This is a genomic window from Alcanivorax sp. 1008 (assembly GCF_020667895.1).
GTDB lineage: Bacteria > Pseudomonadota > Gammaproteobacteria > Pseudomonadales > Alcanivoracaceae > PGZG01.
Genome location: NZ_JAFMPS010000001.1, coordinates 577,821 through 600,770, shown reverse-complemented (window position 1 = coordinate 600,770; position 22,950 = coordinate 577,821). Strand labels below are relative to the sequence as shown.

At 55.1% G+C, this 22,950-nt stretch carries 22 protein-coding genes; all 22 read right to left on the bottom strand.

All coding sequences use genetic code 11. From position 1 onward, the window contains the following. Window positions 1-442: FkbM family methyltransferase (locus tag J1C54_RS02835; protein WP_229144313.1), on the bottom strand; the 442-nt coding region annotated here is incomplete at its 3' end. A 33-nt stretch (window positions 443-475) separates the two neighbouring features. After that, the gene (locus tag J1C54_RS02830) at window positions 476-2,278 is read right to left on the bottom strand and encodes an ABC transporter ATP-binding protein (RefSeq protein WP_229144312.1); all 1,803 of its coding nucleotides are present in this window, start codon (window positions 2,276-2,278) and stop codon (window positions 476-478) included. Beyond that, on the bottom strand, window positions 2,279-2,863 hold the full coding sequence (gene rfbC, locus J1C54_RS02825) for a dTDP-4-dehydrorhamnose 3,5-epimerase (RefSeq protein WP_229144311.1): 585 nt from the start codon (window positions 2,861-2,863) through the stop codon (window positions 2,279-2,281). Window positions 2,864-2,873: 10 nt separating this feature from the next. Further along, the gene (gene rfbA, locus J1C54_RS02820; RefSeq protein WP_229144310.1) at window positions 2,874-3,746 is read right to left on the bottom strand and encodes a glucose-1-phosphate thymidylyltransferase RfbA; all 873 of its coding nucleotides are present in this window, start codon (window positions 3,744-3,746) and stop codon (window positions 2,874-2,876) included. Continuing rightward, on the bottom strand, window positions 3,743-4,636 hold the full coding sequence (gene rfbD, locus J1C54_RS02815; protein ID WP_229144309.1) for a dTDP-4-dehydrorhamnose reductase: 894 nt from the start codon (window positions 4,634-4,636) through the stop codon (window positions 3,743-3,745). Before rfbD ends, rfbA begins: the two co-directional genes overlap by 4 nt. After that, window positions 4,636-5,700: a dTDP-glucose 4,6-dehydratase gene (gene rfbB, locus J1C54_RS02810; RefSeq protein WP_229144308.1), complete on the bottom strand. Its 1,065-nt coding sequence runs from the start codon at window positions 5,698-5,700 to the stop codon at window positions 4,636-4,638. The genes rfbD and rfbB overlap by 1 nt, the downstream gene beginning before the upstream one ends. After that, window positions 5,697-6,026, bottom strand: coding sequence for a MarR family EPS-associated transcriptional regulator (locus J1C54_RS02805; RefSeq protein WP_229144307.1), 330 nt, complete (start codon window positions 6,024-6,026; stop codon window positions 5,697-5,699). Before J1C54_RS02805 ends, rfbB begins: the two co-directional genes overlap by 4 nt. 122 nt (window positions 6,027-6,148) lie before the next feature. Then, window positions 6,149-6,652 carry a transcription termination/antitermination protein NusG gene (locus J1C54_RS02800; protein WP_229144306.1) on the bottom strand — a complete coding sequence of 168 codons (504 nt, stop codon included), beginning with the start codon at window positions 6,650-6,652 and terminating at the stop codon, window positions 6,149-6,151. Continuing rightward, entirely contained in the window at window positions 6,649-7,935 is a 1,287-nt protein-coding gene (gene tviB, locus J1C54_RS02795) for a Vi polysaccharide biosynthesis UDP-N-acetylglucosamine C-6 dehydrogenase TviB (protein ID WP_229144305.1), read from the bottom strand. Before tviB ends, J1C54_RS02800 begins: the two co-directional genes overlap by 4 nt. A gap of 116 nt (window positions 7,936-8,051) precedes the next feature. Continuing rightward, complete coding sequence (locus tag J1C54_RS02790; protein WP_229144304.1) at window positions 8,052-9,074, bottom strand: NAD-dependent epimerase; 1,023 nt, start codon at window positions 9,072-9,074, stop codon at window positions 8,052-8,054. 66 nt (window positions 9,075-9,140) lie between these two features. Next, a complete protein-coding gene (locus tag J1C54_RS02785) occupies window positions 9,141-10,502 on the bottom strand; it encodes an MBL fold metallo-hydrolase RNA specificity domain-containing protein (protein WP_229144303.1) in 1,362 nt (453 codons plus the stop codon). Between the two features lie 42 nt (window positions 10,503-10,544). Then, complete coding sequence (locus J1C54_RS02780; RefSeq protein ID WP_229144302.1) at window positions 10,545-12,737, bottom strand: polysaccharide biosynthesis tyrosine autokinase; 2,193 nt, start codon at window positions 12,735-12,737, stop codon at window positions 10,545-10,547. A gap of 15 nt (window positions 12,738-12,752) precedes the next feature. After that, window positions 12,753-13,181 carry a low molecular weight protein-tyrosine-phosphatase gene (locus J1C54_RS02775; protein ID WP_229144301.1) on the bottom strand — a complete coding sequence of 143 codons (429 nt, stop codon included), beginning with the start codon at window positions 13,179-13,181 and terminating at the stop codon, window positions 12,753-12,755. 27 nt (window positions 13,182-13,208) lie between these two features. Next, entirely contained in the window at window positions 13,209-14,330 is a 1,122-nt protein-coding gene (locus J1C54_RS02770) for a polysaccharide export protein (protein ID WP_229144300.1), read from the bottom strand. A 109-nt stretch (window positions 14,331-14,439) separates the two neighbouring features. Further along, window positions 14,440-14,772 (bottom strand): helix-hairpin-helix domain-containing protein, encoded by a 333-nt coding sequence (locus tag J1C54_RS02765; protein WP_229144299.1) that lies wholly within the window; start codon window positions 14,770-14,772, stop codon window positions 14,440-14,442. Between the two features lie 82 nt (window positions 14,773-14,854). Next, a complete protein-coding gene (gene pyrF, locus J1C54_RS02760; RefSeq protein WP_229144298.1) occupies window positions 14,855-15,553 on the bottom strand; it encodes an orotidine-5'-phosphate decarboxylase in 699 nt (232 codons plus the stop codon). Then, window positions 15,554-16,714, bottom strand: coding sequence for a lipopolysaccharide assembly protein LapB (gene lapB, locus J1C54_RS02755; protein ID WP_229144297.1), 1,161 nt, complete (start codon window positions 16,712-16,714; stop codon window positions 15,554-15,556). A 12-nt stretch (window positions 16,715-16,726) separates the two neighbouring features. Next, the gene (gene ihfB, locus J1C54_RS02750; protein ID WP_229144296.1) at window positions 16,727-17,044 is read right to left on the bottom strand and encodes an integration host factor subunit beta; all 318 of its coding nucleotides are present in this window, start codon (window positions 17,042-17,044) and stop codon (window positions 16,727-16,729) included. A gap of 55 nt (window positions 17,045-17,099) precedes the next feature. Next, entirely contained in the window at window positions 17,100-18,770 is a 1,671-nt protein-coding gene (rpsA, locus tag J1C54_RS02745) for a 30S ribosomal protein S1 (protein ID WP_229144295.1), read from the bottom strand. 119 nt (window positions 18,771-18,889) lie between these two features. Further along, window positions 18,890-19,576 carry a (d)CMP kinase gene (cmk, locus tag J1C54_RS02740; RefSeq protein WP_229144294.1) on the bottom strand — a complete coding sequence of 229 codons (687 nt, stop codon included), beginning with the start codon at window positions 19,574-19,576 and terminating at the stop codon, window positions 18,890-18,892. Further along, the gene (locus J1C54_RS02735; protein ID WP_229144293.1) at window positions 19,576-21,852 is read right to left on the bottom strand and encodes a bifunctional prephenate dehydrogenase/3-phosphoshikimate 1-carboxyvinyltransferase; all 2,277 of its coding nucleotides are present in this window, start codon (window positions 21,850-21,852) and stop codon (window positions 19,576-19,578) included. Before J1C54_RS02735 ends, cmk begins: the two co-directional genes overlap by 1 nt. Next, window positions 21,845-22,948, bottom strand: a complete 1,104-nt coding sequence (hisC, locus tag J1C54_RS02730; protein WP_229144292.1) for a histidinol-phosphate transaminase — start codon at window positions 22,946-22,948, stop codon at window positions 21,845-21,847. Before hisC ends, J1C54_RS02735 begins: the two co-directional genes overlap by 8 nt. Window positions 22,949-22,950 lie beyond the last annotated feature (2 nt).

Sequence of the window (22,950 nt, the reverse complement as noted above, 5' to 3'; positions counted from 1 at the left end):
AAAATTCAGTACGATCCGACAACGCTAGCTTGTGAACCTCTACCTTTCCTTGAAGTTCGTTTAACAGAACATTAATAGAAAGAATCGCGTGCTGCAGTCTCATCGGCTCAAAGGCAATAATTCGCGAAGCACCAAGATGGACAGCTGCAAATATTGAATGATTCCCAACATTCGCACCAACATCGACAAAGCATCCGCCCTCTTTAAAGTTCTCCGCCAGCACATCAAGTAAGTCTTGCTCGTAGAACTTCCCATCTGCATGATGCTTCTGTATTACATCAAGCATGTCCGCAACCAGAAAACTAGACCTCTCTCCATTATGCAAGACAGAAGCAATCATTGCTTGCGCCGGATCTAAAAATGGCGAGTCATCTCGATTTATCCAATGAATATCAATATCAAAGTATTGGAGAGCCTTTCGGATAAAACTGCGAAATTCCATTTTTTCATTTCCCTTCTCTATATTTCCACTTAACTATGAATTCTGAGCCATCTTCTTGAAGGTTGGACTTCGTTCGATTAGCTCTGTATAGCTTCCTTTATCCACTACACAACCATCTTCAAGAAAATAAATAATGTCACACTTGCGCACCGTGGCGAGTCGGTGCGCAATCATGACTATAGTTTTCTTGCCGGAGAAGTCATGAATAGCGTCCATGATCAATTTTTCAGTTATGCCATCAAGGGCGCTAGTTGCTTCATCAAGAACTAGGACATCCGCGTCATTGTAAAGCGCACGAGCAATGCCGATACGCTGACGCTGACCACCTGACAGCTGCACTCCTCGCTCTCCAACTCTGGTGTCCAGACCTTGCGGCAACTCCGCTAACAGCTCATCTAGATGGGCCATGCTGGCTGCCCTCCTGACTTTTTCTTCATCAACCAGATCCAGAGGCAATCCGAATGCTATGTTCTCACGAATACTACTGTCTGCCAGAAAGATAGATTGAGGCACGAATCCCAAGGAGTTCTGCCAGGAGCGTAGTCTCTCCTTTGCAATCGGCTCACCATCTACCAGCAACAGCCCCGTGTCTGGCTGAATCAGCCCGAGCAGAATGTCAATGACTGTCGACTTGCCTGAGCCAGATGCACCTACAACGCCGATGACCTTATTTACGCCGATGGTCATCGTTAGATCTCGAAGCGCTGGCTCAGCCTTGCCCGGGTAGGTGAACTGCACGCTCTTTATCTCGATGGACTGGCGCGGGATCAAGTGCTCTTTGCCGCTTCGACTGCGCACCGGCTGCAGCGTTGCGCTTGCACTCGCTCTGAGATCATCTCGCAGCCCTTCGAACGCCGTCAGACTGCCTCGAATACTGGAGATGCTGCTATATATCTGCTGAAATGCCGGCAGGAGCTTGAACCCCGCCAGAGCATAGACTGAAAGCACCGGTAATATAGTGCCCAGATTGCCATCATAAGCAGCAAGAAGGTATAGGATCAGAAAGATTACGCTGCCGAAGGCCGCTAGCTCCATCACGAAGCGTGGGACCTGGCTTATCACCTGGTTTTTTCCCTGAGCAGCAGCGAAGCCGGCACTAGCATGGTCAAATCGATCTGTAAAAATCTCCTGCCTGCCTAGCAGAAGCACGTCTTTTATTCCGCCGAACCCCTCACCCATTAACTTAAATCGGAGTCGCTGGGACGAGGTAATGATGCCGCCATTTCTGATGAGCTTTTGTCGCACGATTCTGTACATCGTCAAATAGGCCACTGCGAACAGCGTCAACCCAGTGATTGCGACAGCCGGATTGAATATAAAGATCGCAACTGCCATCAATGTCGCCATCACAATGCGAGCATTCATCTGCATTAATGGATTGATAATGCCCGCCGTAATTCGAGTACACTCCTGCGCGATCTGATTGGTTAGCTGACTGCTACTGCCACCGGCATGAAAAAGCCAAGGCTGATGCATGTAGTGACGATATAGACGGCTACTGAGCTCCGCCCCCACAATCGAGCCGTACATTGAGAGACGCCAGATAGTCAGTATGGAGATGACTGCGGCCATCAATAGCGAAAGCAATACGGCTACGCCGACTAAAATCATAAACATTCGAGGGCTATCAATGCCACTTAGGCGATAGATATCCCCCACTATGCCCTCGCGCTGCAGGAGGCTCATATCTCCCACCAGAGCCATAAAAGGGCCAATGGATAGCACACTTCCCAGCTCTGCCACTGCCATCAGCACTACCAATAGCTGAAGCCGGAGAAGCTTTTTGCGCTGCTGATCGGTAAGGAGTAAATAGAGATCTTTAAGTTGTTTAAACATTCAAGCACTTGTCTCTGGTTTGATTTGAGAGTTTCCCTCAAGTTCGGCCATAGCCTGCTGCAAACTCTGGGCATGCTTATCTTTGTTCGATAGCAGCAGCTCTTCTGGATTTGACACACCCCAGTCAACATTTACGCTGGGGTCGTTCCAGAAAATTGAGCGCTCGTATTCAGGAGAGTAGAAGTCCGTGCACTTGTACTGGAAATCCGCCGTATCACTGGTGACCAGAAAGCCATGGGCAAAGCCCGGCGGCACCCATAGCATGCGGTTATTCTCCCCCGACAGGTACTCGCCAACCCATTGCCCAAAGGTGGATGACCCAACACGCAGATCCACTGCCACATCGAACACTTCCCCTCGTGTAACTCGCACCAGCTTCCCCTGTGGCTGCTTGATCTGATAGTGCAGGCCTCGCAAGGTGTTCTTGACCGACCGACTGTGATTGTCCTGGACGAAGGCCACATTGATACCGGCCTCGCGGAAGGCTTTTTCATTCCAGGTTTCCATAAAGAAGCCGCGTTCGTCGCCGAACACTTTTGGCTCGATCAGCTTTACATCGGGAATGCGGGTGCTGATGATTTTCATAGTCGCACCTTTATTTGCCTGTTTGCGCTAACTTGACCAGATACGCGCCATAGCTGTTCTTCTTGAGCTTCTGCCCTTCTTCCATCAGCTTGTCACGACCGATATAGCCCATGCGCCAGGCAATCTCCTCCAGGCAGGCAATTTTTAGTCCCTGACGCTTTTCCAGAGTTTCGATAAAGGCGGAAGCTTCATGTAAGGAATCGAAGGTGCCGGTGTCCAGCCAGGCGAAGCCGCGGCCGAGCAGCTCCACATTCAGATCGCCCCGCTCCAGGTAGGCCTGATTGACGCTGGTAATCTCGAGCTCGCCGCGCTCTGAGGGCTTAACCTTTTTGGCGATTTCGATAACGTCGTTATCGTAGAAGTACAGGCCGGTAACCGCGTAGTCGGATTTGGGCTTGAGCGGCTTTTCTTCAATTGAGATGGCGCGATTGTTGTCATCGAACTCGACCACGCCGAAGCGCTCCGGGTCTGTCACCTGATAGCCGAATACGGTGGCACCCCGGGTGCGCGCTGCGGCATTCTGCAGAATCTTGCTCAGCCCTCTGCCGTAGTAGATGTTGTCTCCCAGCACCAGGCAGACGCTATCCCTGCCGATAAATTCCTCACCGATAATAAAGGCCTGTGCCAAACCATCCGGGCTGGGCTGCACCGCATAGCTGATATTGATGCCCCATTGACCGCCATCAGCCAATAGCCGCTGAAAACCTGACTGATCCTCCGGCGTGGTGATTATCAGCACATCCCTGATACCCGCCAGCATCAGCACAGACAGCGGGTAATAGATCATTGGCTTGTCATAGATCGGCAGCAGCTGCTTGGAAATGCCACGGGTGATCGGATAAAGACGGGTGCCAGAACCGCCGGCAAGAATAATTCCCTTCATGTTCTATCCTTCAGGTGCTCTTTCAAAGTGTGTTCCAGCTGGCTCTGCCAGTCTGGCAGATCTATTCCCAGTACGGACCGAAGCTTGTCGGTTGCCAGGCGCGAATTCAGTGGCCGCCTGGCGGCAACCGGATAGGCGCTACTCGGTATCGGCTGCACTTTGTCTGCGGCAATGCTTAGTTGCTCACCTGCTGCAATAGCCTTGCGGAAGATCTCCTGAGCAAAGCCGTGCCAACTGGTGTGGCCGCTTGCGCTGAGGTGATAGATTCCACTGGCCAACTGACGGCTCAATGACAATGCGGTGATTTCTGCCACCAGTCTGGCAGGTGTCGGGGCACCAATCTGATCACAGACCACATTCAGCTCAGCTCTGGTTTTACCTAGCTGCAGCATGGTCTTCATAAAGTTGTTGCCTTGCGCAGCGTATACCCAGCTGGTACGAAAAATCAGATAACGACAACCACTTTTCTGTATCGCCTTTTCACCGGCAAGCTTGGTCTGCCCATAGATATTGATGGGAGCCACAGGCGCATCTTCGCTATAGGGCGCATCTCCGCTTCCATCGAATACGTAATCCGTGGAGTAATGCACTAGTAACGCGCCTGTCTTAGCTGCCCACTGCGCCATTCTCTTCGGTGCTTGAGCATTTATAAGCTGAGCGCTCTCTGCTTCCTGTTCCGCCTTGTCTACCGCGGTATAGGCCGCTGCGTTGACGATGATGTCCGGCTGTAGCCTTTCCAATGTATCGGTCAAACCTGGCAGGTTGCCGAGGTCGCCACACAACCCATCCTCACCCTGCCGATCCAGCGCGATCAGCTCGCCAGTCGAAGCCAGACTACGCTGCAGCTCCCAGCCTACTTGCCCATTCTTGCCGAACAGCAAGACACGCATCAGGCTTCCACCCCCAACCGCTGCCGTTGATAGCTGCCGTCCTGCACATTTTTGCACCATTGCTGGTTGTTCAGATACCAGATGACAGTTTTACGGATTCCGGATTCAAAGGTTTCTTCTGGCACCCAGCCCAGCTGCTGCTCGATCTTGCTGGCATCAATGGCATAACGCAGGTCGTGGCCAGGGCGATCCTTTACATAGGTAATAAGATCTTTGTAATGCTGCACGCCCGCTGGCTTTGTCGGGCATAGCTCTTCCAGCAACTCACACAGAATATGCACTACTTCTATATTCTGCTTTTCGTTGTGACCGCCAATATTATAGGTTTCGCCAATTTTCCCTTCGCTGACCACCTTGTACAAAGCCCGGGCATGGTCTTCCACATAAAGCCAGTCGCGAATCTGGTTGCCTTTGCCATATACCGGCAATGGCTTGCCTTCCAGTGCGTTCAGGATCATTAGCGGAATCAGCTTTTCCGGGAAGTGATAAGGCCCGTAGTTATTGCTGCAATTGGTGATCACTGTGGGTAGGCCATAGGTGCGCAGCCATGCCCGCACCAAATGATCTGAGCTGGCCTTGCTGGCTGAATAGGGGGAGCTGGGTGCATAGGGCGTCTGCTCGGTGAACAGATCTTCCGGGCCTTCAAGATCACCATAAACTTCGTCAGTTGATATATGGTGGAAGCGGAACACTGCCTTGGCTTCAGCGGACAGTGATTGCCAGTATTGGCGAGCCGCCTCCAGAAGCGTGTAGCTGCCAACAATATTGGTTTCGATAAATGCAGCCGGGCCATCAATAGAGCGGTCCACATGACTCTCAGCGGCAAGATGCATCACCGCGTCCGGCTGGTGCTGAAGAAACACACGGTCCAGCTCTGCGCGATTGCAGATATCCACCTGCTCGAACGCATAACGGGCATCACCACTGACAGTTTCCAGCGACTGCAAATTGCCTGCGTAAGTCAGCTTGTCCAGATTAACGACACTGTCTTTGGTGTTATTGATGATATGGCGGATAACGGCCGAGCCAATAAAGCCTGCACCGCCAGTAACAAGTATTTTCACTTGGCTGTTCCCTGCATGTCTTTCTTCAGCTGACGGATTTCCTGTTGCAGCGCTTCGTACTCTTGCATCTTTCGCTGCAGGAAATTGCGGGTCAGCAGAGCCTTCTGTTCAATGCCTTCCGGGGTGAGCAGATAGGCATAGCTGAGCTTGTTCTTGCTGCTGCGGAAGTTATTGGCTTTTACCCAGCCCTTTTCGATTAGCGCTTTTACGCAGTAATTGGCCTTGCCGAGACTGACACCCAGGGCTTTGGCGAGCTCACGCTGGGATAGCTCTGGGTTTTGTTCGATCAGGCGCATCAATTTGTAGTGGGAGTCTTCTTGAATCATGTTACTCCGGGCACGCTACCGCCCTACCGTGTTGCAGGCATACCTCGATATTGCCTGCGTTCAGCGGTTGAACGCAGACCCTTTTACTCTCCCGCTCTGCCCTGTTGGCAGTGGAAATCAGCTTATGCGGGACAGATGTCGTGCCAGTGACACTGAAGCGGGGTTGGCCGCCCCAAAAGTGAAATAAGCAGCATGGCTCGATCACTGGACTTTGGCATTTCGTATACAGCTTGAAGGCCGGCAAAGGGGCCGTTCAGTATGGTGACCGGAGCACCGGGTTTGAACAAATCCGCTGGGTTTTTCGGTTTTTCCAGCTGCTGTTTTTCCTGCTGTCGGAACCATTCGATCAGCGCATTATCCAGCGCAGGTGTATGACTGCCGAATCTCACCAGACCACGGGCCCCCAAGGTGGAGCGGATCGGCGCCGTATTATCCTGCTCAAGTGTCAGCTGCACGAATACATAGCCGGGGAACAGCGGCTCACTAACGCTGTGCCACTGATCACGGCGACGTTTTTGCATAATAGTACGCGGCAAATAGGTGTGATAACCCTGCCGTTGCAGGTTATCCAGCGCCAGCTGCTCCTGGCGCGGCTTGGTACTTACCACGAACCACTGACTGCTCATAGACGCAAATCCACGGCCTGCTTGCTGGCCACATACTTCAGATCAAACAATACCAGCTCATCTTTACCAAAGGCTCGCAGAGCAGCCTGATCCAATGCCTTGAATTCACTATGGCCAACAGTAATCACGATGCCATCGTAGACGCCCTGCTGTGGTGCCTTGATTGGCTCAATACCATATTCATTCTTGGCTTCTTGCGGGTTTACCCACGGATCATAAACATCCACGTCAACGTGATATTCCTTCAGCTCGCTGATCACATCGACCACACGGGTGTTGCGCAAGTCCGGGCAGTTTTCCTTGAAGGTCAGGCCCATCACCAGCACCCGTGAACCTTTTACCGGTATGCCTTTTTTCAACATGGCCTTGATCATCTGACGGGCCACATAGCGCCCCATGCCGTCGTTCACTTTGCGACCAGCCAGAATGACTTCCGGGTGGTAGCCAATCTGCTGAGCCTTGTGGGTCAGGTAATAGGGATCGACGCCAATACAGTGGCCGCCCACCAGGCCGGGACGGAACGGCAGGAAGTTCCATTTGGTGCCGGCGGCTTCGAGGACATCCAGGGTGTCGATGTCCATCTTGTTGAAGATCATTGCCAGCTCATTAATCAGGGCAATGTTCAGGTCACGTTGGGTGTTCTCAATCACCTTGGCCGCTTCAGCAACTTTAATGCTACTGGCTTTGTGAGTGCCGGCGCTGATGATGCTTTTATAGAGCGCGTCGACCTTGTCGGCGACTTCCGGGGTGGAGCCGGAGGTGACTTTCATAATCGTGGTAACGCGGTGTTCCTTGTCGCCCGGATTGATCCGCTCTGGGCTGTAGCCGGCAAAGAAATCCTTGTTGAAGGTCAGGCCTGAGACTCTTTCCAGCACGGGCACACAATCTTCTTCCGTGGCACCGGGGTAGACGGTGGACTCATAGATGACGATGTCGCCCGCTTTCAGGGTTTTGCCGATGGTTTCCGAGGCTTTAATTAGCGGGGTGAGATCCGGGCGCTTGTGCTCGTCGATGGGGGTGGGCACGGTAACTATATAGATGTTGCAGTCAGCCAGATCTGCGGCAGTGCAGCTATATTGCAGCTGGGTGGCCTCGGCCATTTCCCCTTCGCTGACTTCCAGGGTGGTGTCGTTTCCGGCTTTGAGGGCATCGATACGCTTCTGATTAATGTCGAAGCCAATTACCGGGTAGTGCTTGCCGAATTCCACAGCAAGCGGCAGGCCCACATAGCCAAGGCCAATCACGGCCAGCTTGACGTTTTCTACCAGCGGTGCGGAAGACATGCGCGGGAGGGCTCCTGATTACTGCAATAGCCCGAGATAGCGCCTGCCGATCCCTGAGGCCTCAAGATGAATAAGATGTGAAAGCGCTCTCAAGCATAGGATGAGAGTATTAAAAGTCAACAACCGTAGAAGTCCCGGTACCAGTTGACGAAGTTGGCGACCCCCTGGGTGACGCTGGTGGCGGGCTTGTAGCCCACCTGCTTCTCCAGTTCTGAGACATCGGCAAAGGTATCCGGTACGTCGCCCGGCTGCAGGGGCAGCAGGTCCATAGTGGCCTTTTTACCGGTGGCCTGTTCGATGGCTTCGATGTACTGAGTCAGCTTCACCGGATTGTTGTTGCCGATATTAAAGATGCGGAACGGCGCATTGCTGGTGGCCGGGTCCGGGTTGCTGCTATCCCAGTTCGGGTTAGGCTGGGCGATGTCGTCGGTGGCGCGGATCACCCCTTCGGCAATGTCGTCCACATAGGTGAAGTCACGGGTGTGGTTGCCGTGGTTGAACACCGGGATTGGCTCGCCAGCCAAGATGTTTTTGGTGAACATGAACAGCGCCATGTCCGGCCGGCCCCACGGGCCGTACACCGTAAAGAAGCGCAGGCCGGTGGTGGGCATGCGGTACAGATGGCTGTAGGCATGAGCCATCAGCTCATTGGCGCGCTTGGTGGCGGCGTAGAACTGCAGCGGATGATCAACGCCCTTATGTTCGCTGAACGGCATATCAGTATTGGCGCCGTAGACGCTGCTGGTGCTGGCGTAGGTCAGGTGCGGCACCTTGGCATAGCGGCAGGCTTCGATGATGTTGGTAAAAGCAACGATGTTGCTTTCCACATAGGCGTGCGGATTTTCCAGCGAGTAACGCACCCCGGCCTGGGCGGCCAGGTGGATCACCCGATCAAACGTATGCTCCTTGAAACACTGCTCTACCGCTGTGCGGTCGGCCAGATTGGCACGGATAAAGGTGTACTCGCCGACGCAGTCTTTGGATTCCTGCTCCAGCAGGGCCAACCGGGATTCCTTGATGGCCGGGTCGTAGTAGTCGTTCACCACATCAAAGCCGACCACACTGTCACCGCGCTTGAGCAGGGCTCGAGCTACCGTAAAACCGATAAAGCCAGCGGATCCGGTGACCAGGTATTTCATGTGCTGTCCTTGATGGAGGTGTTCTTGCTCAGGTAGGCGCACAGGATAGGGTTGAGGGGTGGAATGTCAATGTTGCAGAAGCTCCCGCAGGGTTTGCTGGGCTTTCGGGTCGCCATGGACCACCCGGATTTCTTTTGGCTGCTTTTTCATGCCTTTGATAAACCGCAGCAACCCAGCCTGATCGGCATGGGCGGAATAGCCGCTCATGGTTTCAATTGGGGCGCGGACAGCAATGCTATCGCCGTCGATATCCACCGTTCTGGCACCATGCTGAAGCTGCCTACCCAGAGTGCCGGCCGCTTGATAACCCACCAGCAGGACGTTATGGCGTGGGTCGTCGAGCATGGCCTTCAAATAGTTAACGATGCGGCCGCCGGTACACATGCCACTGGCACTGATCACCACCGCTGGCCGGGCGCTGTCGGCCAGGTGGCGAACCATCTTCTGGTGGGCGGCATTGCTGTCGACGGTAAGCAGCTGGTCAAACTGCAGCGGGTTGCGACCGCTCAGCACCTTCTGCAGAGCCTCTGCTTCCCAGAACGGCGTGAGCTTGCGATAGACCTCGGTGAACCGGCTGGCTAACGGCGAATCGAGAATAATCGGCAGCTGATTCCACGGCAGACCATCAGCGGCCTGCTTGCTGGCGTTGCGATAGATAATGTCTTCCAGCTCAAACAGTAACTCCTGGGTGCGACCGATGCTGAATGCTGGAATAAGCACGGTGCCCTGATCCTGTAGCGCCTTTCTCAGCGTCGCTTCGAGGCGTTGCCGGCGGGTTTTTCGGTTCTCGTGGTTTTTGTCACCGTAGGTGCTTTCGATCACCAATATGTCGCAGCCGTGGGGCGACCTGGGTGCTGGCAGTATCGGTGCATGGGGGGCGCCAAGATCGCCGGAGAAGACAACCGTTGTGCTGTTTGTGGTTAAGCCACTTCTGCATTCAACGTAGGCAGAACCAAGGATATGCCCTGCCCTTTGCAGGCGCACCTGCAAGCCAGAAAAGATCTCTTGCCACTGGTTATAGGGCACAGGTCGCAAGCGCGACTCAATCAACCTGATATAGCGCTCAACACTTTTCGGCTGCCGGCTAAAGCTAAGGCGGAAGGCGTCCTCCAGCACAATGGGTAAAAGCTTTGCACTGGGTTCGCTGCAGTAGATCGGGCCATCAAAGCCGGCGGCCAGCAGCCAGGGAATACGGCCAACATGATCAATATGCACATGGGTGACTACCAGCGCCTGCACCCGACTGATATCGAAATCAATTTGCAGGTTGTCTGCACTGGCACCGTAGGGGCCGATGTCGCGACCTTGAAACAGACCACAATCGATCAGGATGCTGCGCTGATGGTCAGCAACAAGCTCGTGACAGGAACCGGTGGTACCAGTCACGGCACCATGGTGGAGAATTTCCGGGTATTGAGGTGTGCGCATAGGGAATCCTTTCCCGTTGTGAAGCCGCTGCGGCGGCGGCCGTTAAGATTTGTAGTTGTAGGCGTAATAGCCGTAGGAGTTGGCGGCGCGCTTTTCCATGCAATTGAGGATAGCGCCTTTAACGATGACGCCGTTCTGGGCAAAACGTTGCCGGGCCAGCTCCACTTCCTGCACAGTGTTCTGAGCAAAACGAGCTACCAGCAAGCTGGTGCCAGCATATTGACCGATGATGGACGCATCGGTGACCGCCAGCACTGGCGGTGAGTCGATGATTACCAGATCGTATTCGGCAGATACCTGCTTGATCAGCTCGGCAAAGCGACTATGCATAAGCAGTTCTGCGGGGTTAGGCGGCACCACCCCACGGGCCATAAAGTCCACATTATCGATGGCTGTCTTGTGGGTCACATGCTCAAGGCTATTCTGGCCTGACAGGTAGGAAGACAAACCACTTTCTACCGGCACCCGGAAATACTTATGCAGGTGACCTTTACGCATATCACCATCAATCAACAGCACCCGGCGGCCAATCTGCGCCAACGCCACGGCCAGATTCGCGGAGACGAACGACTTGCCCACGGAGGGACTGGGGCCGGACACCATAATCACAGGATTGCCCGCGTCCATCATGGCAAAGTGCAAACTGGTCCGCAGGCTGCGTAACGCCTCAACAGCCGGGTCGGCCGGATTTTCCACAGCCAGCAACCCGCTTTTCGCGCCAAGGCTCTGTAACTTGCCGTCCAGCCAATCGCTAAGCTTATGCTGCTGGTCAGATAGCGGAATGGTGGCATACACCGGCAAGCCGGTTTCTTCCAGCTGCGCAGGGGTTTCAATACCGCGATGGAAAGCCGCCCGCAACAGTACAATAGCCACACTGGCCAAGGCGCCAAACATGGTTGCCAGCATGACGATCAAGCTCTTCCTGGGTTTGATCGGCCACGGTGAGCTCACCGCCTGATCAATAATGCGCACATTGCCCACGGTGCCGGCTCTTACTACACGCAGCTCCTGGGACTTGTTCAGCATCTGCACATAAATTTCCTGATTAACCTGTACATCCCGTGTCAGGCGCAGCACTTCCTGCTGGGTATCAGGCAGATCACGCATCTGCTCCGACAGCTTTTCAATTTCCTGGGCCACATTCTGTTGCTGCTGAATCAGGGTACGAAACAATGGATGCTCTCGGGTGTACAGACTGGCCAGCTCCTTTTCCTTGTAACGCAGCTCACTCTGCTTGGCCTCAAGCGCTACCAGACTGGTTAGCACCTGACTGGTTTCGAATGACATATCGATGGAACCACTTTCCAATCTGAATTCATTCAGACGATCTTCCGCCTGCTCAAGATTGGCGCGAATCTCTGGCAACTGCTGGCCAAGGAAGTCCAGGCTCTTTTCAACTTCCGCAGATAGTCTTTTGACGTTCTGCATCAGATAAGCTTCGGCGATGGCATCAAGAATGGCGCGGTTGCCACGCTGTGATGGGCCGGTAAAAGAAATACTCAGAATGCCGCTGCCACGACCCTGTTCAGATACGGACAAGCCGCCACGCAAGGCTCTTATCAAGGCCAGGCGAGGCTGCTTGCTAAGCAGAACGGCATCACCCGACGCCATACTAAAAGTATCCAGCTTCAACATGACACTGCCGTCTTCCGAGCTGACTGACTGGCCCGCCACCCCACTAAGAATCAACTTTTGACCAAGCAACAGACGATATCCGCCCTGCCCCTTGTCGGGGTCTGGCTGCAGGGTAAACTGCTTTCCTTCCATGGCAGCCGGCACAACAAAGTCAGCCACGCGAATATCCGCTTTGGCATCAACCAGAGCAGCGAAAATCGGGCCAGGCTCTGCAGCGGGAGCTGGCTTGGTAAAACGCCCGATTATTGGCGTGCTCTGGCGACTCAGCCGCACTGACATACCCAGAGAATCCACCGCATCACCCAGCACCATACGGGAACGCAGAATCTCTATTTCGCCAGCGGTAGAGTTGTCCTGATCGAGCACTTTGGACATTTCCGCGAATCCCGGCATACCAGCCTGCTTCTCAATCTGCAGCAACGCATCTGCCTGATAGATTGGCGTGGCAGTAAACGCATGGAACATGCCAAGCAAAAAGGCAAATGCAGTAATAGCAATAATCAGCAGCTTGTTATCAAGCACTGCACCCAGCAATTTCTGCAGGTCGATTTCATCATCCTGGCGCGGGGCGCCTTGGGCTTCCGGTCCGATTGCGGACATTTCGCATTCCTTTCGTCAGAGGCGAGCAAGCCAGGCATTGCTGGCTTGCTCCATCAACTTATACACATGCTCAAAGGTTTCCCGGTCGCGCTGATAGGGGTCTGGAATATCATGACCGCCGTTCCAGTGACTGAGCAGAAATGTCTTTCCGCTGACCATGGGGAAACGCTGCATCAATTCATTACGCTGCCACTTATCCATTACCAGCAGCAAATCTGCGCCACTACTAATGGCACTATCCAGTTGCCGCGCCTGATGGGGCGGACAAGAAAGGCCATGAGCTTCGGCAACTTCGCGGGCGGCACCATCCATCTCATGATTAACCAGAGCAGCAAGACCCGCAGAGCTAATTTTTTTAGCCGGCGCAGCGGCAGCAAGCATGGCCGCTGCTGTTGGGCTACGACAGATATTTCCGGTGCACACCACCACTATCTTTTCAAACATGGCTTGTATACATCAGCCCGGCCGCCATTACAGGTCGCGAATTTCTTCATTGACCCGAACACCTAGATATAGGGCGTTAACTGTCGGCAACAGGTTACTAATAATGCGGTTCCAGCGAGCAATCGGTGCTGCGGTGACATAAACAATATCGCGGGGCTGCATCTGGAAGTGATCTGCTAATACCAACGCGGTTGCACTACGGGCATTAAGCTGGAATACATCAATACGTGGCTCACCATTTTCTTCGCCGGCACGCATAACAAAAATGCCGCGAGCATTTGCTGACAGTTCGCGGATACTGCCCGCATCAGCTAACGCACCAGCCAGAGTCAGACCATTGCGATCCATCACCACCGAAGCAGGCTTGTTTACCTCACCCAGAACAAATACCTTGCCATCTTTGTTGCTGGGCAAGTGCAGCACATCGCCGTGTTGCAGCAGAATATTCTGGCGGGTATCGCCGTCCACATACAGGGAAGACAGAGACAACTGATACTTCTTGCCATCGCGAGTTAACACGGCACGTTGCCAGTCGGCTTCGGCCGAAACGTCGCCAACAGCGATCAGTGCATCCAGCAAACGTAGTGGCACATTAGTAACCGGCACCGGGCCTGGACTTCCTACAGCACCGGTTACATACACGCGCTGGGAGCGAAATGCCGCCACGGACACATCCACCTGCGGGTCTTCGATATAGCGCCGAAGCTTTTGCGCGATCAAGTCACGAATAGTGGCGACGTTCAGGCCGGCAACTTCAATCTTGCCGACATAAGGGTAGAAAATGGTACCGTCCGCATGAACCCAGTTACCTGCCTCCTCCGCGCTACGCATTGAACCAGCGGGAATGGTCAGCTCAGGATGACCCCAGATAGTAATGTTAAGCACATCGCCGGGGCCAACCAGATAATCGTAAACTTCCGACTGTTGACGCAGGACTTCAGGGAACTGAGGGCGAGCCACGGGCTCGGCGCTGAGCAGACCGGTATCAATGGCATGTACACGAACGATATCAGACAGCTCTACGGCGTCGGATTTTTCGGGTTTGTCGACCTTTAGATGGGAGCCGGGAAATACCGTACAACCGGCCAGTACAACCAACAGGCATCCTGCCAAGGTAAAGCGATAAAACCGGGAAATCAGTATCGTCATCAGTCAATCACTATCCATTGTCTGTCGGCTGGGTGATGACCGCCGATTCTACCCCGGATTGACCGTAGATTGTAGGAGCGGCTTAAACCGCTCCTACAGTAAACCACTGCTAGAGCTTGATACGGGAGCGGTTTTTATCAATGGTGCTGGCGCCAATGCCTTTGACGTTAGCCAGCTCCTCCGCACTTTTGAAGGGGCCGTTCTTCTCACGCCAACTGACAATCAACTCAGCCTTCTTCAGGCCTACACCGACCAGCACCTCCGACAGCTCAGCGGCACTGGCACTATTGATATTGACCACCGGGGCCGCCTGAATTGCTGGCTCCTTACCCGCCGCGTATGCCTGCGGCGCAGCCACTGCGAACAACAGCGTAAAAATCAGGCACAGGCCCTGAAGAAGCGGCTTCAGCCGCGCAAGGTTTGCATGCTGGATTTGGCTCATGGGTATCTCCTTATGTTTGGGGATACCCAGTGTGCCGCCGGTTCAGGGAGTTGATTGTGCGCCTCCCTGCCCTGTTTCTGTGCTACTGCCCCTGCAGGCTCTGCAGGATTTCGGCTACCGCCTGTGTCGGTGATGGTGCTCCGGTAATGGGCCGGCCAATAACCATATGGCTGACGCCGAGCTTGAGCGCCTGCGGCGGGGTAACGATGCGGCGCTGATCTCCGGCGGCGCTGCCGGCGGGACGTATGCCCGGAGTGACCTTGAGAAAGTCCGCTCCGCAGGCCTCGGCAAGCATGGGGGCCTCCTGGGCAGAACACACCACACCGTCAGCACCACAGTCCTTGGCCAACAGAGCGAGGCGCTTGACCTGCTCGGCGGCGGGGACGTTTATGCCAATTTCAGCCAGATCCTGATCACTCATGCTGGTTAGCACAGTGACTGCGGTCAGCAGTGGTCGGCTGCGGCCACTGGCCAGCGCCTCACTGGCCGCTTCCATCATGCGCCGGCCGCCGCTGGCGTGGACATTGACCATCCATACACCCAATGCAGCAGCGCTTTTCAGCGCGGCTGCCACGGTATTGGGAATGTCGTGAAATTTCAGGTCAAGAAACAGCTCGAAGCCGAGCCCCTGCAACGCCTCCACCACCGCCGGGCCTTCGCGTGTGAACAGCTCCTTGCCGACTTTAAGACGTACGCTGGCAGGATCAAGCTGCTGCGCCAGAGCAACGGCATCGGCCAGGCACGGATAATCCAGTGCCACAATGATTGGTGAACGATTCATTCAGATATCCCGATGAGGATGGGGCTTGGCAGTGCCCCAGTGTTTGCAGGACGGACATTGCCACAGGCGGCGCTGGGTTTCGTAACCACAGTCGCGGCACTGATAAAGCGTTTTCTGTTGTAGCAACTGATCGGCCAGCTGCTTGAGCACCGCCAACGGGTCCTGACTACCGGCAGAACGGGCCTGAATTTCGATAATCTTTTTCAGGCCTTGCAAGGTCGGGTTGGCTTTAACGTGATCAGAAATAAACAACGCGGCGGCCTGATCGCCAAACTGGTTACGCAGCCTCTCGGCTAACTTGAGGACTATGGCGTTGCTTGGCGCTTCGACACATAGCCGGCCAAGATACTGGGTGAACTGCTCAAGACGGTCGAGCTCTTTGTAGCAGCGCTCCAAATCATCCAGCACCTCATCAAAGCAAGCTGCATCCTGGCGGCGTACCCGGCGCAGGGCTCGCACTGCCGCCTCCCAATGACCTTCCGCCAGTTCCAGTTTTCCCTGCAAAAGACTGGCACGGACGCACTGGCTATCCAGCTGCAGAGCACGGCGCAAACTGCGACGGGCGGCGTTGTTTTCCTTTTGGCCGAGCAGACGCTCTGCCAGTTCACAGTGATACTGAGCCAGCAATGGTGCGGCGCTTTTATCTGTATTTAGCAAGCGCTCCGCAATATTGATCGCGCTGTGCCAGTCGCGTTCCTGCTCGAATACCGACAGCAGCAAGCGCATCACCTGGGCATCATGACGACTGCCCCGCTCCAAAAGCTGCTGAAGAATTTCTTCAGCACGATCAAGCACGCCGGCAGAGAGAAAGTCCTGCGCCAATTCGACCTGCACATCATCGCGGGCCGCTTTCGGCAGGGTTGGGTGATCAAGCAGATTGCTGTGAATCAAGGTAGCCCGGTCCAGCTCACCGCGGCGACGGAATACCCGCGCCAGTGCCAGATGGGTTTCAAGGGTGTGTTCACTGACCGCCAGACTTTTGACGAAAATCTCGATCGCCTTGTCGGGCTGTTCATTGAGAAAATAGTTGAGACCTCGAATATAGTCTCGGGAGAGGTTTTCTTCACTGCGCCGACGGCGACGACGTCCATCGCGACGACCCATGACGTAGCCAATAACAATGGCAACAAAAAACAGGAGCCACCACTCAGGCTGGTTCACGGTGAACCTCCGTCAGACAGTATCGGTGGTCTGTGATTCTTCCATGGCCTGATTGACGCGCTCACGCAGCTCTTTACCAGGTTTGAAGTGGGGAACGTATTTGCCCTGCAGCTCGACCGACGCCCCGGTTTTCGGGTTGCGGCCCACACGCGGAGCACGAAAATGAAGGGAGAAACTACCGAAGCCACGAATCTCAATGCGCCCACCCTCGGCAAGGGCATTGGCCATTTCCTCGATCATGGTTTTAACAGCGAGTTCAACATCACGGGGTGACAATTGAGCCTGACGAGCGGATATACGTTCGATCAGTTCTGACTTGGTAAGCGCCATGTCCAGTTCCCTGTGAGTGCTGCCGTAGGAGCAAAGCTCCTACGGCAGTGCTTTGTTACTCGTTACCGCCCATCTGTGCCTTGATCAGATCACCGATGGTCTTCGGTGCCTGAGCATCTTGACGCAGACTTTCTACCGCTTCCGCCTCATCCTTCATGTCCTTGGCTTTCACGGACAGAGTGATGGCACGGTTCTTACGGTCGACAGCAGTGATCTTGGCTTCGACTTCGTCACCGACCTTGAGGACGGCAGACAGATCGTCAACGCGATCACGGGACATTTCAGAGGCCTTCAGGGTGCCTTCGATACCATCAGCCAGAGCGATGGTAGCAACCTTCTGATCCACTGCAGTCACAGTGCCTTTAACGATAGCGTTGCGGTCATTCTCAGCAACATACTGACCGAACGGATCGCCTGTCAATTGCTTCACGCCCAGAGAGATGCGCTCACGCTCCGGGTCGATGGACAGAATGACAGTTTCCAGCTCGTCGCCCTTGGCGAACTTGCGCACTGCATCTTCACCGGTCTCTTCCCAAGAGATGTCAGACAGGTGCACCAGACCATCGATGCCGCCTTCCAGACCAATGAAGATACCGAAATCGGTGATCGACTTGATCTTGCCGCTGACCTTGTCGTCTTTCTGGTACTTGGTACCGAAGGATTCCCACGGATTCGCCTGGCACTGCTTGATACCCAGGGAAATACGGCGACGATCCTGCTCGATATCGAGGATCATCACATCCACTTCGTCGCCAATGGAAACGACTTTGGATGGGTGAATGTTCTTGTTGGTCCAATCCATTTCGGATACGTGCACCAGACCTTCCACACCCTCTTCGATTTCGGCAAAGCAGCCGTAATCGGTGAGGTTGGTGATCTTGGCCTTGACCTTGGCGCCCTGCGGGTAGCGGGCCACGATGTCGTGCCACGGATCTTCGCCCAGCTGCTTGAGGCCAAGGGATACGCGCATCTTGTCACGGTCAAACTTGAGTACCTTGACTTCGATTTCCTGACCGACTTCAACGATCTCGGACGGATGCTTGATACGCTTCCAGGCCATATCGGTGATGTGCAGCAGGCCGTCGATACCGCCCAGATCAACAAACGCACCGTAATCGGTGAGGTTCTTGACGATACCCTTAACAACCATGCCTTCCTGCAGCGACTCGAGCAGCTGATCGCGCTCGGCACTGTGTTCGGCTTCCATAACTGCGCGGCGGGAGACAACCACGTTGTTGCGCTTGGCATCGAGCTTGATAACTTTGAAGTCCAGCTCTTTGCCTTCCAGGTGAGCGACGTCGCGCACCGGACGGATATCGACCAGGGAACCCGGCAGGAACGCGCGGATAAGGCCAACGTCGACGGTGAAACCGCCCTTGACCTTGCCACTGATGATACCTTTGACGATGGCGGTCTTCTCGAAGGCTTCTTCGAGTTCGCCCCAGATTTCGGCGCGCTTGGCTTTTTCGCGCGACAGGCGGGTGAAGCCCATGCCATCATCGATGGCATCAACGGCGACTTCTACTTCGTCACCTACATTGATTTCCAGCTCACCACGCTCGTTTACAAATTCTTCGCGTGCGATCACACCTTCAGACTTCAGTCCGGCATTAACGGTGATCCAGTCGCTGTCGATGGCTACCACGGTGCCGCGAATAATCGCACCACGGGCAACGTCGAGATACTTCAGACTTTCTTCAAACAGTTCGGCGAAAGATTCGCTCATTGGGTTGTACTCACAGGTTAACCATATCAGCCAGCAGATACGGGCAGCTTTAAGTTAAGTTGATCGACGGCCTTGCTGGTTTACTTTGGCGACCGCGCGTCAACCAATCCGCGTGCACATCAAACGAGGTTTCGTTGTTGTGCTTCGCTGAGAATCCGGTCCAATACGGCATCGATTGTCATGTCGGTACTGTCTACCACCAGCGCATCTTCTGCTGGCTTCAACGGTGCCACATCACGACCCATGTCCCGCTCATCCCGGTTGCGGATGTCCTCAACGAGGGCGGCGAGATTAGCATCAAACCCCTTTTCCTTCAACTGGTTATAGCGCCGACGGGCACGCTCCTCGGGACTGGCAGTGAGGTAGATCTTGAGGGGCGCAGCACGAAATACCACGGTACCCATGTCGCGACCATCGGCAATCAGACCAGGGGACTGGGCAAAGCCCTGCTGACGGGCCAACAACGCATCACGGACCGGCTGATGGACAGCGACCCGGCTGGCCAGCTCGCCCACTTCCTCGGTGCGCAGGTAGTCGGACACGTCTACCCCGTCCAACTCAATCAGCAGCTCGCCGTTCTTCTCGACAAAGCGGCACGGCAGCTCACGGGCCAACGGCACCAGACCTTCCGGGACATCCAGTGACACACCCAGATTACGGGCATGCAGCCCCAACAAACGATAAAGTGCCCCAGAATCAAGGAGATGCCAGCCAAGCCGCTGGGCTACTTTACGAGCAATAGTGCCCTTTCCTGAGGACACCGGGCCGTCAATGGTAATGACTTTCGCCATCGAAGCGGCGGCCATCAGTCTTCCACCACGGATAGATTCAGGCCGGCGGCGCTGGCAAGCTCGGCAAAGCCAGGGAACGAAGTGGCCACATTGGCGCAGTCGTGGATCAGGATTGGCGCCGTAGCCCGCAATGAGGCGATGGCGAAGCTCATGGCAATACGATGGTCGCCATGGGCATAAACTTCACCGCCGCCGTACTGGCCGCCGCGAATACGAATGCCGTCCGCATAGACTTCGTTCTCCACACCCACCGTGGTGAGGCCATCCGCCATCACCTGAATACGGTCCGACTCCTTGACCCGCAGCTCTTCAGCGCCATGCAGGATGGTATCGCCCTGTGCATTAGCCGCTGCGATGAACAGCACCGGAAACTCATCTATGGCCAGTGGCACCAGCTCTTCTGGAATGGTAATACCCTTCAGCCTGGCACTTTTGACACGAATATCCGCAACCGGCTCACCGCCCGCATCTCGCTGATTCTCAAGGGTAATATCAGCCCCCATGAGCTTGAGGATATCGATAATACCGGTGCGCGTAGGGTTGATACCGACATGGCGTAACAGCAGCTCGGAACCCTCCGCAATCGACGCTCCGACCAAAAAGAAGGCCGCCGAGGAAATATCCGCCGGGACTTCCAGCGAGCAGGCACTGAGCTTGCCACCGCCACTAACCTTGCTGGTGGCGCCATCACGGCTGACCGGGTAACCAAAGCCAGCCAGCATGCGCTCGGTATGGTCGCGAGTGGGAGCCGGCTCGGTAACAGAGGTTTCGCCTTCGGCATACAAGCCAGCCAACAAAATGGCTGACTTGACCTGGGCGGAGGCTACCGGCAAGTCGTAATGGATGCCCTTAAGCTGCTGGCCGCCGCTGATATGCACCGGCGGCGTGCCTTTGCCGGTGGTAGCGATAGCTGCGTTCATTTCCCGCAATGGCTTGGCAACACGCTCCATGGGACGCTTGCTAAGCGAGGCATCCCCGGTCAACTCCGTGTTAAACGGCTGACCACAAAGCAGACCCATCAACAGACGCATGGAAGTGCCGGAATTGCCCATGTAAAGAGTGCCGCTGGGCGCCTTGAGCCCGTGCAGCCCAACGCCATGGACACGCACGCGGCCCGCGCTGGGGCCTTCAATGACCACGCCCATATCACGAAACGCCTGCAACGTGGCCAGAGCGTCTTCGCCTTCCAGAAAACCTTCTATTTCAGTAATGCCGTCGGCCAGCGCACCGAGCATGATCGAGCGATGCGAGATGGACTTGTCGCCCGGAACCCGCAGGGATCCATTCAGGGCACCGCCGGGCTGCAGGTGGAACTCGACCCGGCGACCATGGCCGGAGGAAACAGTGTTACTCATGGCTGTGTTGTCACTCGCTATAGCGTTAGTTCTATCGTCGTTGAGTTGCAGGGCGGCGGTGTAAGAGGTGCGTGCCGAAAGCGCCAGAAAGTGGGCCCGGGCACTGTTAGCTCTGGTCATGATGGCCAGCATGTCGTCACTATCGCCCTGCTCTATCGCCTGACGAAATCCCGCCAACCCCTGCTGAAACAGATCCACGGCACGCAACACCGAGTCTCGATTTTCTTTAAAAATGTCGTGCCACATCAGCGGATCGCTAGAGGCGATACGGGTGAAGTCACGGAAACCGCCGGCAGCATAGCGGAAGATATCCAGCGAGTCGCCCTGCCGGGCCAAGGTATCCACCAGAGAAAATGCCAGCAGGTGCGGCAAGTGACTGGTTTCTGCCAGCACCCGGTCGTGTTCGTCTGGCGCCATGGTTAATACCTCGGCACCCACGGCCGCCCACAGGGCACGCACTCTCTCAGTGGCCTGAGTATCGGTTTGCGCCGTTGGCGTGAGAATAACCCGGTGGTTCTGGTATAGCCGCGCATCCGCAGCATCAACACCGCTTTTTTCCTTGCCTGCAATCGGGTGACCGGGAACAAAGCGGCTAATGTGCTCTGCAATACAATTAATAGCGGCGTCGATCACCTTGCCTTTGACGCTGCCTCCATCCGTAATGATGACGGTGCCACTCAAGCCCGGCGCCATTTTCGCCATGCTGTCGGCCATGCTGGATACCGGCACCGCCAGAAACACCAAATCAGCGCCTTTAACTGCTTCGGCGAAATCCGTGCTGCCATCATCAATCAGGCCGAGTAGCTTGCCACGCTCCAGCGTTCTCTCAGAGCGGGCCCCAGCGACAATCGTTGTGGCGAGACCGTGGGCGCGGATAGCCGCAGCCAGAGAGCCGCCAATCAGCCCCAGACCGATAATGGCTACGCGGTTAAACATTAAGCACCTTCTCCAGGGCCCTGAGGAAGCGGTCGTTCTGTTCGCCAAGGCCAATGGAGACGCGCAAGTGGTTGGGCATACCGTAGCCACCAATTGGCCGGACAATCACCCCTTCATGCAGCAGAGCCTCATAAATCGGTTGCGCCGGACGACCACAATCGAACGCAATGAAATTAGCCACGGAGGGGATGGCGTGGAGATTAAGTGCTTGCAGGCCTTCAGCGATCTGCACCAGACCGGAAGTGTTTTCGCTCTTGCTGTCTTCGATGTAGTTGTCATCGTTCAGCGCAGCGGCAGCGGCGGCAAGAGCCGGCGCATTAACGTTAAACGGCTGGCGCACGCGATTAAGCACATTGGTAATTTCCGGATTAGCCACCGCATAGCCAACACGCAAACCGGCCAGACCGTACATCTTCGAGAAGGTACGGGTAACAATCACGTTGCGATAGCGATCAACAAACTCAAAGCCGTTTGGGTAACCCTCTTCCTCGACGTACTCAACGTATGCCTCATCCAGTACCACCAGTACCTCCTCAGGCACACGCTGCATAAAGCTTTCCAGTGCCTGGCGATGAAACCAGGTTCCGGTGGGATTGTTGGGGTTAGCGATAAAAATGATCCGGGTTCGCTCGGTAATGGCATCAGCCATGGCGGCGAGATCGTGACCAAACAGCTTGGCCGGCACTTCCACCGGCTTGGCGGAGCAGCCCAGCGTAACTAGCATATAGACGGCAAAGGCATGCTGAGAAAAAATCACTTCATCGCCGCGATTAAGAAAGCCACGGCCAATAAGCTCAAGCAAATCATTGGAACCATTACCCAGAGTGATCTGCTCAGGACGAAGACCGAATTTTTCTCGCAGCGCACTCTTAAGATAAAAGCCGGCACCATCCGGATACAGATGCAGGCTCTCCAACGCCTGACGAGCCGCATGCAATGCCAACTTGCCCGGCCCCAGCGGATTTTCGTTGCTGGCCAGCTTGACAATATTCTTGATGCCCAGCTCGCGCTCTAGCTCTTCAGTCGGCTTACCAACCGCATAGGGCTTGAGTGTTTGCACTCCCGGGGTTGCCAAGGCAATGAAATCACAGCTCATGG

Excerpts from the sequence above, each read along its gene's own strand:
- J1C54_RS02800 (WP_229144306.1), bottom strand. The coding sequence starts at position 6,652 with ATGAGCAGTCAGTGGTTCGTGGTAAGTACCAAGCCGCGCCAGGAGCAG.
- rfbC (WP_229144311.1), bottom strand. The coding sequence starts at position 2,863 with ATGAAAATCATCAGCACCCGCATTCCCGATGTAAAGCTGATCGAGCCA.
- ihfB (WP_229144296.1), bottom strand. The coding sequence starts at position 17,044 with ATGGCGCTTACCAAGTCAGAACTGATCGAACGTATATCCGCTCGTCAG.
- J1C54_RS02780 (WP_229144302.1), bottom strand. The coding sequence starts at position 12,737 with ATGTCCGCAATCGGACCGGAAGCCCAAGGCGCCCCGCGCCAGGATGAT.
- J1C54_RS02735 (WP_229144293.1), bottom strand. The coding sequence starts at position 21,852 with ATGTTTAACCGCGTAGCCATTATCGGTCTGGGGCTGATTGGCGGCTCT.
- tviB (WP_229144305.1), bottom strand. The coding sequence starts at position 7,935 with ATGTCTTCCGCACCGCTGGTAGAAAACGTCAAGCTGGCCGTGATTGGC.
- J1C54_RS02770 (WP_229144300.1), bottom strand. The coding sequence starts at position 14,330 with ATGACGATACTGATTTCCCGGTTTTATCGCTTTACCTTGGCAGGATGC.
- cmk (WP_229144294.1), bottom strand. The coding sequence starts at position 19,576 with ATGGCCGCCGCTTCGATGGCGAAAGTCATTACCATTGACGGCCCGGTG.
- J1C54_RS02790 (WP_229144304.1), bottom strand. The coding sequence starts at position 9,074 with ATGAAATACCTGGTCACCGGATCCGCTGGCTTTATCGGTTTTACGGTA.
- J1C54_RS02775 (WP_229144301.1), bottom strand. The coding sequence starts at position 13,181 with ATGTTTGAAAAGATAGTGGTGGTGTGCACCGGAAATATCTGTCGTAGC.
- J1C54_RS02765 (WP_229144299.1), bottom strand. The coding sequence starts at position 14,772 with ATGAGCCAAATCCAGCATGCAAACCTTGCGCGGCTGAAGCCGCTTCTT.
- pyrF (WP_229144298.1), bottom strand. The coding sequence starts at position 15,553 with ATGAATCGTTCACCAATCATTGTGGCACTGGATTATCCGTGCCTGGCC.
- rfbA (WP_229144310.1), bottom strand. The coding sequence starts at position 3,746 with ATGAAGGGAATTATTCTTGCCGGCGGTTCTGGCACCCGTCTTTATCCG.
- J1C54_RS02805 (WP_229144307.1), bottom strand. The coding sequence starts at position 6,026 with ATGATTCAAGAAGACTCCCACTACAAATTGATGCGCCTGATCGAACAA.
- rpsA (WP_229144295.1), bottom strand. The coding sequence starts at position 18,770 with ATGAGCGAATCTTTCGCCGAACTGTTTGAAGAAAGTCTGAAGTATCTC.
- J1C54_RS02830 (WP_229144312.1), bottom strand. The coding sequence starts at position 2,278 with ATGTTTAAACAACTTAAAGATCTCTATTTACTCCTTACCGATCAGCAG.
- J1C54_RS02785 (WP_229144303.1), bottom strand. The coding sequence starts at position 10,502 with ATGCGCACACCTCAATACCCGGAAATTCTCCACCATGGTGCCGTGACT.
- hisC (WP_229144292.1), bottom strand. The coding sequence starts at position 22,948 with ATGAGCTGTGATTTCATTGCCTTGGCAACCCCGGGAGTGCAAACACTC.
- rfbD (WP_229144309.1), bottom strand. The coding sequence starts at position 4,636 with ATGCGTGTCTTGCTGTTCGGCAAGAATGGGCAAGTAGGCTGGGAGCTG.